Annotated in this window: 14 protein-coding genes; 10 read left to right on the plus strand and 4 right to left on the minus strand. The window is 43.9% G+C overall.

What is annotated here, in order from left to right:
• The first annotated feature begins 28 nt into the window (after positions 1–28).
• The 3 genes from rplS to ACLWBB_RS09610 are packed head-to-tail and all read left to right on the plus strand — an operon-like array spanning position 29 to position 1,417.
• A complete protein-coding gene (gene rplS, locus ACLWBB_RS09600) occupies positions 29–451 on the plus strand; it encodes a 50S ribosomal protein L19 (protein WP_413291419.1) in 423 nt (140 codons plus the stop codon).
• Between the two features lie 8 nt (positions 452–459).
• Entirely contained in the window at positions 460–1,095 is a 636-nt protein-coding gene (locus tag ACLWBB_RS09605; RefSeq protein WP_413291420.1) for a ribonuclease HII, read from the plus strand.
• Positions 1,046–1,417 (plus strand): YraN family protein, encoded by a 372-nt coding sequence (locus ACLWBB_RS09610; RefSeq protein ID WP_413291421.1) that lies wholly within the window; start codon positions 1,046–1,048, stop codon positions 1,415–1,417. Before ACLWBB_RS09605 ends, ACLWBB_RS09610 begins: the two co-directional genes overlap by 50 nt.
• 28 nt (positions 1,418–1,445) lie before the next feature.
• On the opposite strand, the gene ACLWBB_RS09615 is transcribed toward ACLWBB_RS09610, so the two are convergent.
• Entirely contained in the window at positions 1,446–3,809 is a 2,364-nt protein-coding gene (locus ACLWBB_RS09615; protein ID WP_413291422.1) for an LPS-assembly protein LptD, read from the minus strand.
• Positions 3,810–4,000: 191 nt separating this feature from the next.
• On the opposite strand from ACLWBB_RS09615, the gene ACLWBB_RS09620 reads away from it, so the two are divergent.
• Positions 4,001–4,351, plus strand: coding sequence for an STAS domain-containing protein (locus tag ACLWBB_RS09620; RefSeq protein WP_413291423.1), 351 nt, complete (start codon positions 4,001–4,003; stop codon positions 4,349–4,351).
• Here the strand turns inward: ACLWBB_RS09620 and ACLWBB_RS09625 are convergent.
• Positions 4,348–5,505: a hypothetical protein gene (locus ACLWBB_RS09625; protein ID WP_413291424.1), complete on the minus strand. Its 1,158-nt coding sequence runs from the start codon at positions 5,503–5,505 to the stop codon at positions 4,348–4,350. The two genes, ACLWBB_RS09620 and ACLWBB_RS09625, sit on opposite strands and share 4 nt — an antisense overlap.
• A 150-nt stretch (positions 5,506–5,655) precedes the next feature.
• Here ACLWBB_RS09625 and ACLWBB_RS09630 point away from each other — a divergent pair, with 150 nt between their 5' ends.
• A complete protein-coding gene (locus tag ACLWBB_RS09630; protein WP_413291425.1) occupies positions 5,656–6,225 on the plus strand; it encodes a hypothetical protein in 570 nt (189 codons plus the stop codon).
• Positions 6,226–6,228: 3 nt separating this feature from the next.
• Here the strand turns inward: ACLWBB_RS09630 and ACLWBB_RS09635 are convergent, their stop codons facing one another.
• Entirely contained in the window at positions 6,229–7,428 is a 1,200-nt protein-coding gene (locus ACLWBB_RS09635; protein WP_413291426.1) for a DsbA family protein, read from the minus strand.
• 75 nt (positions 7,429–7,503) lie between these two features.
• Here ACLWBB_RS09635 and ACLWBB_RS09640 point away from each other — a divergent pair, with 75 nt between their 5' ends.
• Both ACLWBB_RS09640 and ACLWBB_RS09645 read left to right on the plus strand, forming a co-directional pair.
• A complete protein-coding gene (locus ACLWBB_RS09640) occupies positions 7,504–9,135 on the plus strand; it encodes a ChaN family lipoprotein (protein WP_413291427.1) in 1,632 nt (543 codons plus the stop codon).
• Complete coding sequence (locus ACLWBB_RS09645) at positions 9,132–9,554, plus strand: DUF4339 domain-containing protein (RefSeq protein WP_413291428.1); 423 nt, start codon at positions 9,132–9,134, stop codon at positions 9,552–9,554. The genes ACLWBB_RS09640 and ACLWBB_RS09645 overlap by 4 nt, the downstream gene beginning before the upstream one ends.
• On the opposite strand, the gene ACLWBB_RS09650 is transcribed toward ACLWBB_RS09645, so the two are convergent.
• Positions 9,535–9,807, minus strand: a complete 273-nt coding sequence (locus ACLWBB_RS09650; protein ID WP_413291429.1) for an HU family DNA-binding protein — start codon at positions 9,805–9,807, stop codon at positions 9,535–9,537. The genes ACLWBB_RS09645 and ACLWBB_RS09650 overlap by 20 nt on opposite strands.
• An 83-nt stretch (positions 9,808–9,890) precedes the next feature.
• Here ACLWBB_RS09650 and argS point away from each other — a divergent pair, with 83 nt between their 5' ends.
• The 3 genes from argS (at position 9,891) to ACLWBB_RS09665 (ending at position 13,516) form a co-directional block, all read left to right on the plus strand.
• Positions 9,891–11,603, plus strand: a complete 1,713-nt coding sequence (gene argS, locus ACLWBB_RS09655) for an arginine--tRNA ligase (protein ID WP_413291430.1) — start codon at positions 9,891–9,893, stop codon at positions 11,601–11,603.
• Positions 11,603–12,316, plus strand: a complete 714-nt coding sequence (locus ACLWBB_RS09660; protein ID WP_413291431.1) for a hypothetical protein — start codon at positions 11,603–11,605, stop codon at positions 12,314–12,316. The genes argS and ACLWBB_RS09660 overlap by 1 nt, the downstream gene beginning before the upstream one ends.
• 183 nt (positions 12,317–12,499) lie before the next feature.
• Positions 12,500–13,516 (plus strand): hypothetical protein, encoded by a 1,017-nt coding sequence (locus ACLWBB_RS09665; protein ID WP_413291432.1) that lies wholly within the window; start codon positions 12,500–12,502, stop codon positions 13,514–13,516.
• Positions 13,517–13,589: the final 73 nt, after the last annotated feature.

Here is a 13,589-nt window from a genome sequence, read left to right on the forward strand (position 1 = left end):
CTTTACTTTTATATCCGTGGGGAAAAAAATGGCTAAAGCTGCAAAAAAAACGACTGCTAAAAAAGACGTTAAAGAAACAAACTTGGTTCGCCGTGTAACTAAAAGAGCTGCGAATAAAAACATCAATGCTTTCAAGTCTGGTGACACTGTTAACGTATACGTAAAAGTAAAAGAAGGCGAAAAAGAACGCGTTCAGCTTTACAAAGGCGTAGTAACTAAAATCCAAGGTAACGGCGTTGCAAGATCTTTCACAGTTCGTAAGATTTCTGCAGGCGTGGGCGTTGAAAGAACATTCCCATTTGTTAGCCCAGCTTTGGATCGCGTTGAGCTTGTAGCTCACGGTAAAGTACGTCGCTCTAAGTTGTACTTCTTGAGAGACCTTGATGGTAAAGCTGCTAAGATCACTTCTGAGCTTGCTTCTACCAAAGATCAAGCAGCTGCTGCTGAGTAATCGTAAAAATGAAATCTCTCGCCAATCACTTGGAACCTATTGATTGGCGAAAATTCTCTACCACCGACACCAATTACAAAATAATTGGTGTCGACGAAGTCGGTAGAGGTTGTCTTGCTGGCCCAGTCTATGCGGCCGCTGTCTCATTTAATTCTGACATTTTATCCGACCTAGTTACTGATTCGAAGCTTTTGTCCGAAAAGCGTCGCGAAGAACTTGCCAAAGAAATTATACAGCATCACCAGGTTGGTCTGGGTTTTGCCACTGTTGAAGAGATTGATGAAATCAATATTCTTCAAGCTTCTTTGTTAGCAATGAAGCGAGCGGTGGAAAAATTAGGCGCGACTTCAGGGCATTTACTCATCGACGGAAATAAAAAAATTCCGAATATGCCTGCGAAGTATCAACAGACCACGATCGTTAAAGGCGATCTTAGAGTGTCCCTGATTTCTGCAGCTTCGATTGTCGCGAAGGTGACTCGTGACCAACTCATGAAGGATTTGGCTTCTCAATATCCTCAGTATGGATTTGAAGCGCACAAAGGCTACTCTACAGTCACTCATAAAAACAGCATCGCCACACACGGCCCATGCATTGCCCATCGTAAGACCTTCTCAGGCGTTAAAGAGCACCTCTCTCTATAAAGCTCAGGCCCGTGGTGAATGGGCGGAAAATCGTGTTGCTGAACATTTTCAGCGAAAATCATTTCGTATTTTAAAATCTCGCTGGCGAACAACTTATGCTGAGATTGATCTTTTGGTGGAAAGTCCTCGTCAGGAAATTTGGATTCTCGAAGTCAAAACTCTAAGTACTTTTGACTTTTTGGATGTGCGAGTGTCGAGAAAACAAAAAGAACGATTGAAGCGAGCTCATTTGTTTGTACAAAGTAAGACACCAAAACCGGTTCGACTTGCTCTGGTATTTGTTGATAAGAAAGGGCAAGTCCTAGTCATCGAAGACTTTTAGGTCTTCCTGTTTTTTATGTTATGTGTTTTTAGAATCCGTAAAGATCCAATGTCTCTGGTGGAAGAGTAGGTTTTGGAACCCCGTCGAAGCTGAAGACAAAATCGAGGAATGTTTTCGTGTCACCACCAGTTGGTAAGTACTGAGTGATATTAATCATCCAACATTCACCGGGTGGTTTCAGCTGAGCGACGTAAGCCCAAGATTTGATTTTTTTACGGTTGTTATTCGCCCAGTTCGCATCATAGACGACTTTTCCCATCAAATTCAGCGGACCTGATGTAAAGCCAGCAGCAAAGGTATAATCTTCCACACGGCTACGGGCGATATCTTGAGCTTCCCTGTCGTATGTCTTCGTTAGTTGCAATTGGAAGAATTGGCCATAGTCGTTGCTGAGACGAATACGAGACGAGATATTTGTCACTTGTACGTCTGGAAGATAAGTCAGTGTCGTATAGGTTTGGAATTGGCGTAAACGCATATCAAGGACTGCATACAGATCTGACCATGGATCCCGCGTTGGATTTTTTAGATTCGCTTGATACGTATCGTACGACTGAAAGAGTTTAAAGTTTACGATCTGCAAATACTGAGGATTGTCGCCAAGCCACTTTTTCTGAGTCACTTTGTTAGTAAGAACAAACGTGATCAAGCCACGATCATAGACGCGATCGTGGTAATCAAACTGAATCCCGTAAGGACTCTCTGTTGCGGAATCTGTCAAAGTATCTGAGTAGTAGAAGGTGCCGTCAGGCTCACTCGCACTTCCGAAGAAGGGATGTTTCGCGTGATCTAGCCATGGAATTGCCGTCGCGATAATTTCTGGCTGGAAATCGTGTTTGTATTTGTCAGTTTTTGGGCCGCCCTCTGCATCTTCAAAAATACGACTGAGAGTGGTTTTCGCGCTGACTGTAGCGCGAGCGTATCTGCGAACATTGTGACGATCTTCTTCGATGTTAAACAGGTATTGTGTTTCGCGATATGAGATTGCTGGTAAAATATCAGCGTAGCCGCCCATCGTGAACGGACGATAAACTACTCCCGTTGCATCAAAGCGCTGGCCGGTTCTAATAAGATCTTCTGTTGGATTAAAGGTGCCGTCTTGGTTGAGTTTGCAGGTCGGGTCTTTGTCGTAATCGGGATTGCCACAAGTATTTGTAGGGAAGCGAACTGTTCCATTATTTGAAAGGTTATCAAATGACTGGCCCGCACGTGCAAAATTCATGTAATTTAAATGGTATGAGTAAAGAAATTGCGAGTTTGCAATTTTTTGTTGGGCTTGGGAAAAACGAATTTCGGGAAAGCGGTGAACGGCATTCGTGTTTGTGGCTAGCGGATTTGATTGCAGCATGTTGATGTAGTACGAAGAGTCTACGCTGAAATGCTGATCAAAACTGTTTTTAGTAAGTGAAAATCTGTTATCCATGGCTGGGTCGCCATGATTCAGAGTTTCTTCTGGGAAGTCTTTAGGATATTGCAAGTCGCTAGCGACATTGATTTGCGCACGCTGAGTGTACTCGCTGGGCATATCATAGTAGTGATCGTAACGTGCGAACCAACGATTGATGTCGGAACCTTTTTCCTCGGGAGTTTGGAAGGTTGTGACGCGAGAGTCATTCTTAAAAACACGGTCAACGATAAATGCCGTGTTGAGATTTCCGTAAGAAAGAGGGTTCAAGACGTATCGATACTCTGCGAGGGCTTTGAGGCCCCGTTTTTCGTAGTTGGTTAAAGTGAAAGTGGCGTCAGTACTGCGTGATATTGCCCAGAAATAGCTTTCAGAGATTGCAAGACCGCCGGCACCGTCGCCCAAGATACGCGGAGTTAAAAGACCTGTTTGGCGGTCACTTTTTAGCGGAACAATCAAATAGGGAAGCCAGAAGACGGGGACCGCATAAATTTTGAGGATTGAATTTTTGATATAGGCATAGCCACCGAGTTCGGCGCGGATATTGCTGCCAGAAAATCCCCAGGTCGCAGGACAGTTTGTACAAGTGGTGTAGTCAGCTTGAGTCACGTAGAATTCGTCTTCGCTGACTTTTTGCAAAACTGCGCCAGAAAAAACCACGGGGCCTGATTGCACAAAGCCGTTATAGATAATTCCGGTGTTGTTTTCGTAATCTAGGGTCGCTGCCGTGCCGCCAATAATGTTTTTCTGCGTAGATATTTCTACGTGTCCTGTGAGTTCTGCTTGGCGCGTGCGAAAATTGACCTTCGCTTTGTCGGCCTTGATGTGCTGATTCTGGAAGACAATCTGAACATTGCCTTCAAGCTCCATGGTTTCATTTTCGGTGTCACGGAAGCTGGAATCTGCGTTTAGAAGGACATCCTGAATTCTTGCAGATGATTGTGCGAAACTATTCCCTGAGAGTAGGAATCCCAAGGTAAAAAACATCGCTGCAAAAAACGCCCGTTGCCTAATCACTGCTGTCTGCCATCCACTAGCTGAAAACTCAGTCCATTATTGAGTTCAAGCCCAAATTCTAGGTGGTCTAGGGGGGATTGTCGAGGTTATTTCTAGTCTATCGCCCCCTATATTTGCGGACGTAATGTGCCGAAAAATTAGAAGTTATCGAAGGGATTTTCATGGAAGCGAAGTTCTATCAAGAAGGCGAAGTTACAGTCGTCGCGTTAAGTGGTCGTCTTTGTATCGAAAAAACACCGGCGTTCAGAACTGCGTGTTTACAAAGTTTAAAAGGAAAAAAAGTGGTTTTCTGCATGAAGGATTTGAACTTCGTAGGTTCAACCGGCATTCAGAGCTTTTTTCAAACCATTCGTGAATTCAATCAATCTAAGCACTTTACAGCGAAGATTTCAGATTTGAAGCCAGATTTTTATAGATTATTGTCATTTGGTGGCGCAGCAGATCTAGAAATCTGCGAAAATATGGCGGGAGCCCTGACGAGTTTTCAGGTTCCCACCCTCAATATTGCTTAAGAATTTTGCTGAGATCTCAGCTCATTCACTTTTTGGCTTAAATCCACATTGAGTCTTTCCAAAGATTGCATTGCGGTTTTAAGCTTTTCTGCTTCTTCAACTTTTGCATTCCACATGTAGCGGAGACTGTCCAATTGCTCGTTCAGGTCCTGCTTTTCTTTTTGCAAAGTTTTGATTTGTGCTTCATTGCTAAGGGCCAATTCCTGAAGGTCTCCGTGCTCAATTTCAAAGCGCTTATTGGCGCGATGAAGCTCTGAGTTTTTATCCTGAAGACGCACAACTTCTTGCTCCATGCGAGCCTTGTACTCTTCTTTAGAACGTAGGAGTTCTACAACTTGATTTTCAAGCTCATCTTGTTTTTCAAGGGCTTTATTGAGCTTAATAGATTTAACTTCAAGCTCACTATTCATTTCATTCAGGTGAGCGATCTCGCTACTTTGGTTCTCGATCTGCTGCTCGTAGAACTGGATCAGCTCTTGGCTTTTCTTCTCGTGAAGCTCAATTTGCATACGAGAAGCTTTTGCCACTTCTGTGATCTGGTAGCGAAGATCGCTAAGCTGTGCATCCGCACGCGAGTTTTCGCGAGTCAGTTGCTGATTTTTTTCTTCGAGACCACGAGAGTATTCTTTCAGCTGGTGAATGTAAGGCTTCACCTGAGTTTTAATGCGGTCGTGATACTTGCGGTAGCGCTCGACTTCATTTGCGAGTTTTTCTACCTTTACCTGGAAAGCGAGAGCCTTTTCCTGGTGAATTTCTTTTTCTTTTTCAGCCTGGTTAAGCTTGTTTTTCCAGAGACTGTCTTTTTCTTTGTAGATGAGAACTTGATCGGCCACGGCTGTCTGGGAGAGGCGAGCTCTTTGTGCATCATCACTGAGCTTTTGATTTTCATTCTCAAACAAGGCCAAGCGACGCAACGCCACCTTAAGGCGAGTCATCAAGTCTTCGTTTTGAGAAATCAAATTCTCAACCGTGGTCGATTTTAAAATATCTTTGGGAAGATGTGAGTAGTTAAACGCCGCAGGCATTTCATCCGGTAGGGGAATGTTTTCCACCGTGCGATGAATAGCAGCCCGTGCTTCGGGTTTTGAATTTGAGGTTTCTTCCTCGAAACCTAAATTCTGTAACTTAATATTCTGAAAAGACTCAATGTCCATAGAAGCTCCTCCATGAGATCCAGGGCAGTCCTAAGTTTAGTTTCTCAAAATGTTGAAGAAACTGTCAAAACTTTAGGCTGGCCGGGGGATGGAACTGGACTTAAGAAGAGTGGCTTAAGGTCTTGAAAAATAAGCCGAAAAGTACCTGGTATGGCTATAGTTCTGCATGAGAATAAGCAAAAAGAAGAAGAGAAGCTGTTTAGCGACACGGGGATCGAGCATACCGATTTAGGGAAGCCGGATACTTTGCGCTATAAGGTTCTTACTATGGTCTTAGATGAACGTTACGACAGTGCAATCCAAGAGTTGAAAGAATTCATGGATTCTCCTTCCGAATACCCAGATTTCAAAAGTCGCGTCAGTCGATTTGTAAATCACAGCGTGGATTTAATTTATGCGATCAAAGCAAAGAGAAGTTTCCCTGGGATTTCTTCTTTAACTCGCGCGAAGCAACAAGAGCTTCGTGAAAAGTTTAAAGAACACCTTCAAGAACTTCAGTATTCCATTAAAAAGATTGAGAAAAACCAAACTGATCTGCGGGTTACGGATGCGCGCTCTACGATTTATGTAGTGAGAGCGACGTGGTATTCCATCGTCGCTGTGTCTATTTTAGGTTTTTTCTTAGAAGTAACAGGCGGTCTTGCTCTGACGAGTGTCATCGTCGTAGATGACCTCTTCACTCGAGTTTCCGACTGGCTGCTGCGCTTCGCAAATCTTTAAGAATTACTTCTTAATATTTCTGTAAACACTCTCAAGTACTGGAAGAAATTGTCCTCCAGGTAGGTTTCTTCCGTTTAAGAAAACAGACGGAGTTCCTGCGATTTGAGCCTTTTCGCCCTCTGCTGCCATCTTTTTCACGGCTTCGTGGGTTTCCTCGCTGTTCATGCAAGTCTTCACCTGAGCGCAATCTGCTCCGGTGGTTTTGCAAATTCCTTCAAGGATTTGATCCATAGGTTTTGAGAAAAACTCTTCTTGGTTGTCGAAGATGTAGTTGTGAGCAGCCCAGCCCTTTTGGTTTACTTTTTCAGAACAATAAACGGCGTAACTAAGATCGCAACGTTTGCCATCGCCTCTGTGGGTCACGGCACTATTGCAGGCGCCATCTAGCGGGAAGTTTTTGAAGATCAGTTTCACGTCTGGGTGGGACTTTGCAAAAGCGTGAAGAGCTGGGTAAGCCGCTTTACAGTGAGAGCAGAGGAAATCTGCAAACTCAACGATGGTTACCTTGGCCTCGCCTTGTCCGCTTTGGTATTGCAGGCCATTTTGTAAATCAAAATTTTGTTCTGGAGAAGCCTGCCAAGCAGAGAAGCTGCTATCCGCGGTTCTTTTGAGTTCTTGGTACCCGTAACTATCCAAGGTCATGCCATTTACAAGTAAGGCTAAAATAGGAACGCTGATCAGCGTTCCCAAGATCCACTTTTCAGAAGTGAACATGTCTTGGATATCGCCGCCAATGTAGCTAAGGTTCGGGCGGAAAGCCATCCAAAGAAGAATCCAGGTAACAATCGAGAGACCATAGGTCGCCATGCAGAACGGGCAGGCGCTTTTGAGGACGAGGAGTGAAATTCCGCCCATGACCAGGGATACTAAGAGAACAAAGCTTGAGAAGTAGAATGTGTAGCGCTCTGTGCGCTCAGAGTTCTCGGTCATGTTGTAACGGGTAAGAATCAAGAATACGAGAATAAGGCCATTGAAGAAGGCGCCCAAAAGAGCCATCGGGATGCCAAAAAGCTCTGCGTAGGGGCTAGAAGCTGCAGTGTCGCAGTTTAATTTTTCGCTAACGTTGCAGACGCTGGAAGCTGTGCTTGTTCCTAACTTAAGGTCAATGTGGTGCTTGTTGAGGTACAAGTGAATGCCGATAGCAGCAACTGTAAAGATAATCGCAAGTAGAACGAGGGTCTTTTTTTGAGCTGTATTTTTCATGTTTTCGATTAGAACCCAGAATCCTGCTTGAAATCAATGGCTTTTATGCAAAAATAAATTCTCGCGTTGGAGTGAATGTTGACTGAGTTGTCGAGGGATTTACAGAATTGGATTCGCATCCGTAAAGAGCTTTATCGCCAAATGGAGGCTCAGGTACAAATTCGCCTCGGCGGCGAAGATAAAGAACTCGCGAAGTACCGTAAAGAATATGATAAAGAATTTAGCAAAAAATGGCGTGCTTCGACCCGCGACGAACTCTATCATCGGTTAGAATTTTCTCGTTTAGTTCTCATGGGCGATTTTCACGCCCTTCAGCAATCCCAAAAGACCCACTGGCGGGTGCTTAAAAACTTTATAACAAACCGTCCTATTGTTTTGGCTTTGGAATGTTTCGAGGCCGAAGATCAGGGGGCCATTGATAAATTTATGGCTGGCAAAACTTCCGAACGGGAGTTTTTAAAGTCCATTGAGTGGTCTAAAAAATGGGGGTTCCCATGGGACTATTTGCGCCCCCTAATCCGTTGGGCTCAAAATAAAAAGATTCCCGTTTATGGCATTAATCGTAGCATCAAGAAAAGAACAGCCGCAGGGCTTAAAAACCGCGATCGTTTTGCAGCACAAAAACTGCACACAATCTTGACCAAACATCCAGAGGCCATTGTTTTTGCTATCTATGGGGATTTGCATTTAGCGCAAAATCATATCCCGGCAGAGCTGATTAAAATCGCAGGCCCCGCGTTCCGAAAAAAAATATTTAGAATTTTTCAAAATTCCGAGAAGATCTATTTCCAGATTTTGGAAAGAGAGCTGGAAAACAGCGTCGATGTCGTAGAGCTTTCGCAAAATGCTTTTTGTCTTCTGAATGTGCCTCCGTGGGTGAAGTGGCAGAATTATCTAATGTATCTCGAGCACACCTATGATTTGGGCTTGGATGAATACGACGATGCGATCGATTATACGGATCACATCAGTAGCTACGTCAAAATTATATCTGAAGAACTCGGAAAGCCTTTGTCCTGCGACGATCTTTCAGTATACACCGCTCAAGATCAGCAGCTCTGGGCGAAGCTTCATGAGCACTTCAATACCAAAGAGCTTAAATGGTTGCAGACCCTCATTGAAGAGGGGAATTCGTTTTATTTGCCAAACCTGGGGATAGGCTATCTAGCCCGTCCTACAGTAAACCATGCGGCGACTCTGGCTGCGAAATACGTGCACGCCAAATGGAGCGGGAATACAGATAACTTTTTTGATATGCCCAAGGATTTTCTGCGGCAAATATGGATCGAAGGTATTGCGTATTTTGGTTCTAAGATTATTAATCATAAACGAAAAACAGACACCGTTATGGATATTCGAGCGACCTTATCCTCTCGAGGAGCGGTCGGTACTCAGAAAGAGCCCATGGTTCTGGCGTTGTCGCAAAAGATGCATGAATTGATGGCGATCGCAAATCGCCCTCAGATGAAAGCAGTGCTTCAGCCCAAAAAGAAAAGCAGCTATCTGCTGGCGAGTATTTTGTTGGGAGGCATGATGGGTGAGCGCTTGTACACAGCCTATCGTAAGGGGATTTTATCGAAACCAACCCTCATGAGCTTTCTTCGTAAGTCGTTGGCTGAGGAGAAGTTCAATGTGGCTTATTACGAAATGATGGAAATTATAGAATCTCTGCCGGCTCCATTCCGTAGTAAAAAGGAGAAAATGTGAGTTCATGGTATTTTAATAAAAATCTAAAACCTCAAGGGCCTTTGGATTTTGATGAAATGAAGAGAAAAATCATGAGAGGAGAGATCAGTCCCACGGATCTCATCATGAAAGAGGGCGAGAACTCATGGCAGCAGGCAATGGAGTGGCGAGACTTCCCGCAGGAGCTTTTCCCTGCGTTTCAAAAAAATTACTTCAAGAAATCAGACGCTCAAGAAAAAGAGTGGATTCTTTTAGTGTTTAGCGCCGCTAATCCAGAGGGATCTCAAGAGGGGCCCTATTCGGTAGTGGATATTCAAAATATGATTGTGGAGCGGAAAATTAGCATTGAGGACTATGTGTGGAGAAGCGGGCTTACGGGTTGGGTTCAGGTCAAGGACCGCGCAGAGTTCGCGGTGCCGCCTACTTCACTTGATCTTTAAATTCTTTACCTGGCTTAAAGCGGGGAACGCGGCTTTGCGGGATTTGTACGCTAGCCCCTGTTTTAGGGTTGCGGCCAGAGCGGGCTTTGCGGTTGGTGCGAGAAAAGCTGCCAAAACCTACGAGCTTAACCTCATCACCTTTAGAAACGGCCTTTTGAATAACCTCTAAAGTGGCATCTAAAATGGCTTCAGATTGCAGCTTGGTCGTCTGAGTTAGTTCTGCGACTTTTTCAATGAGTTGTGCCTTATTCATAGGGAGCCATTGATACTCAAAATACCGAGAGCTGTCACCGGATTTACATTGGAAATGACGCGGAATTTTGGTAGTTTTTTGGCATGATTCAAACTGCCAAAACCCAGATTGCTAATCTTTTAAATCCGTTGACGCAACTTCCAGTGGAAGACCTGCAAAAAACGCTTGAAAAACCAAAACAATTTGAACACGGACATATCGCTTTTCCTGTTTTTGCTTTGGCAAAAACTCTGCGCTCAGCTCCGCCACAAATTGCGGCGGACCTTGCGCAAAAAGTGCAAGTGAAAATGCAAGATGGAAGTCTTCCTTTTTTGGAGAAAGTACAGCCGGCCGGTGGCTTTCTGAATTTCACTTTTAAAGACGCCTATCTGCAGAAAATTCTTTTTGAAGGTTTGCAGAAATCAAATGTAGGATTTTCTGGCATTGGAAAAGACAAAACTGTGGTCATTGATTACGCGTCTCCGAACGTCGCAAAACCTATGCACGTAGGACATCTACGCGCGGCCATGGTCGGACAAGCTATTCGCAATCTGGCGGGGTCGCAAGGGTACAAAGTTATTGGCGTGAATCACTTAGGAGACTGGGGAAGTCAGTTCGGGAAATTGGCTTGGGCCTACCAGGAGTGGGGAAAAGACTACACCTTTGCAAATCCAATGGATGACATGGTGAAACTCTATGTGCGTTTCCACGACGAGGCAGAGAAAAATCCGAATCTCGAGTTAGAAGCAGCCGCAACGTTCAAACGTCTTGAAAATGGCGACGCCGAAATTAAAAAAATCTGGCAGATGATCGTGGAGTTTTCTTTGAAAGACTATGATCGTTTGTTGAATGGTCTTTTAAAAGTAAAGCACGATGCCGTTTTAGGAGAATCCTTCTATACCGACAAAATGGACGCTGTGATTGATCTTTTGAAAAAGAAAAACCTTTTGAAAGAGAGTGAAGGAGCCCAAGTTGTTTTCTTCGATGAAAAAGAAAACATGCCTCCATGTATTATTAAGAAAAGCGATGGGGCTTCCATTTACGCAACTCGTGATTTGGCAACGGCAATTTATCGCCATGACGTCATGAAGGGCGATGAATTGCTTTATGTTGTGGGGCAGGATCAAACATTGCACTTCCGTCAGGTCTTTAAGGTCCTTGAACTAATGGGCTTTGAGTGGGCGAAGACCTGTCATCATATTTCCTTTGGTCTTTATCGCTTTAAAGAAGGCAAGATGTCGACTCGTGCAGGTCGTGTGGTGCTTTTTGAAGACGTAATCACGCAGGCCATCGAGCTTGTGAGCAAGATGATTGCAGAGAAAAATCCGAATCTTGAAAACAAAGAGACTGTTGCAAGGCAAGTGGCTTTAGGTGCCGTGATTTTCAATGACTTGGTCAACGATCGAGTTAAAAACGTCGAGTTCGACTGGGATCGTATCTTGAGCGTTGAAGGTGATAGCGGTCCTTATGTTCAATACACCGTGGTTCGTTGTCGCAGTATTTTGCGCAAATACGGTAAAGCGCTTCCGGCGCAGCCAAGTATGGATCTGAGCATGGAAGAAGAGCGTAAACTTGTTTTCCAGCTGATGCAGTTTGAAGACATCTTAACCGCGTCTTACAAACAATTTAAGCCGAACATCTTGGCGCAGTATCTGCTCGAAGTTTGTGGAAGCTTCAGTCATTTCTATCATAAATGCCGCATTTTAGGTGAGGCTCCAGAAGTAGAGTCTTCTCGTATCGCGATGATTGTTGCGACCGAGAGAATTCTTGTGCAAGGGCTTAAGATTCTAAATATCGAAGCTCCTGAGGCTATGTAATGAAACGTGTGTTTTTGCTTTTTGTGCCCTTGATGTTTTCGCAAGTAGTACTTGCGGAAGTTATCAAGGGCGAGCTTTTTGAGCAAAAAACGCATTTCGGTAAAAAGCTTTATGACCTTGTGATTGATGTTCAGAAAAAAGAAGGACTTACTCAGACCTTTGTTTCTTACAAGGATCTTCAAGGCAACGTCGTTGTCCAAGAAAATGGAACCTTTAAAGGTGATGAACTCATCTCTTTAGATATTGATCAAAAGCAAACTCAAGAAAAGGGCTTCATTCAGGTCGAGGGAGATCAGGTTCTTTTTACCTATGAAAAAGATGGTAAGAAAAAGACTGATAAAGAAAAACTTCGAAAACCTCTTTTGTCTCAGGCCAATTTTAATACTTACGTCGCCAATCATTGGGATGAGATTGTTCGTCCTGAGGGTGTGGAAGTTCGGTTTGCAGTTTGGTTTCGTCTTGAAACAGTGGGATTCAAGATTTTCAAGGTCGGTGAGCGACAAAAAGATGGACAGAAGTGGGTCCACTTGCGGATGAAACCAAGCAATATGGTGATTGCAGCACTCGTTGATCCACTAGAACTTTGGTACGAAGAAAGCAGTCGCCACCTTATGGAAATGTCAGGACGCGTTTCTCCGAAAACGAAGAGTGGAGATTCGTTTATGGATCTTGATTGTGACGTTCGCTATACTTTCCCGAATTCATCAAAATAAAACAACATTTAGAGTTTCTCATTCTGAGACGATAGTTGCTGACATCTCATTGTCTCAAATCATGTTTATCGCATAGACGTGTTCAAAAACTTTGACAGCTGTTGGGACCCTAAACACCTGAAAAGAGGTTCAACAGTGCTTGGACCCCGAATTGCAGTGTAATTACCTTGTGAGGGGGAACTCATGAAAAGATCCATACTGTTGTTCGTAGGCGCATTAATGGTCGTGATGTTTCAAAACTGCGCACAGAACGTAAATTTTAAGCCTGAAGATGCTGGCGTTGCTTTAGGAGCAAACACTGGCAGTGGGGATTTAGGTTCCGACAGTAATTCGGACTCCAACTCAAATGATAATGGCGGAGATAATAACGCTGGTAACGATTCGTCTCAACCTGCGGCTACTCCGATTCCAAATATTCCTGAATACACTGAATCTTTCAAAGTAAGCTTTAGCAGCGAGAGCGCACCCCTTGATATGATGTGGGTGATTGATAACTCGGGCTCTATGGCGAAAGAGGCAGAAGCAGTTCGCAAGAACTTCGATGCATTCTTAACGGCACTTAATAAAACAACTAATTTCAGACTTTTGTTAGTCAGTCTTCAAAGCAATTCTGGTTACGGCGTCATGATTCCTAGTAGTTTTGATCCAAGCACTCATAAGCAAATCAACCAAGAAGTGGGTTCAACAAACGGCCCATCACTTCTGATTAGTAAACTTAAGACTTTGCCTCAAGGTTACTTCCGTACAGACTCTAAGAAAATTGTTGTGTTTGTAACGGACGATAACTCTTCACTGTCATCAGCTGATTTTACAAAGAGTATTTTGGCTAATAATATGTGGAACTCTCAAGATGTGAGCGTATCTTCCTTCATTGGAATCGATGCGGCGACAAGCCCTTGTATGGCAAAGGAAGGGAAAGTTTATAAGGAACTCGCATCGCAAACAGCTGGTCGTACTTACAATATCTGTATGGCTGACTGGAGTGCTGCATTTAATGACCTTCTCAATTCATCTGTTTCAAAAGCAGTTCGCCGCTTTGCAATTCCTACTGAAGCCGCTTCTATTAAGAAGGTTTTGGAAGTAAAAGTAGACGGTGTTGTGCTTGCAAGCAACCTTTACTCATTCGAAGCTAAGGCTGTAACACTTTCGGATTCAGTCAGTTTGTCTGAGAACTCTCAAGTTTTGATCCGCTATCAATAATATTTAAAGCGTCCTTTAAACCTTGCGCCTCCAGCCGTTGGGCTGGGTTTTTCAGAGACAGTCTCGAAATGAG

Origin of the sequence: Bdellovibrio sp. HCB337 (genome assembly GCF_047302465.1) — a bacterium.
Taxonomy (GTDB): domain Bacteria; phylum Bdellovibrionota; class Bdellovibrionia; order Bdellovibrionales; family Bdellovibrionaceae; genus JACMRP01.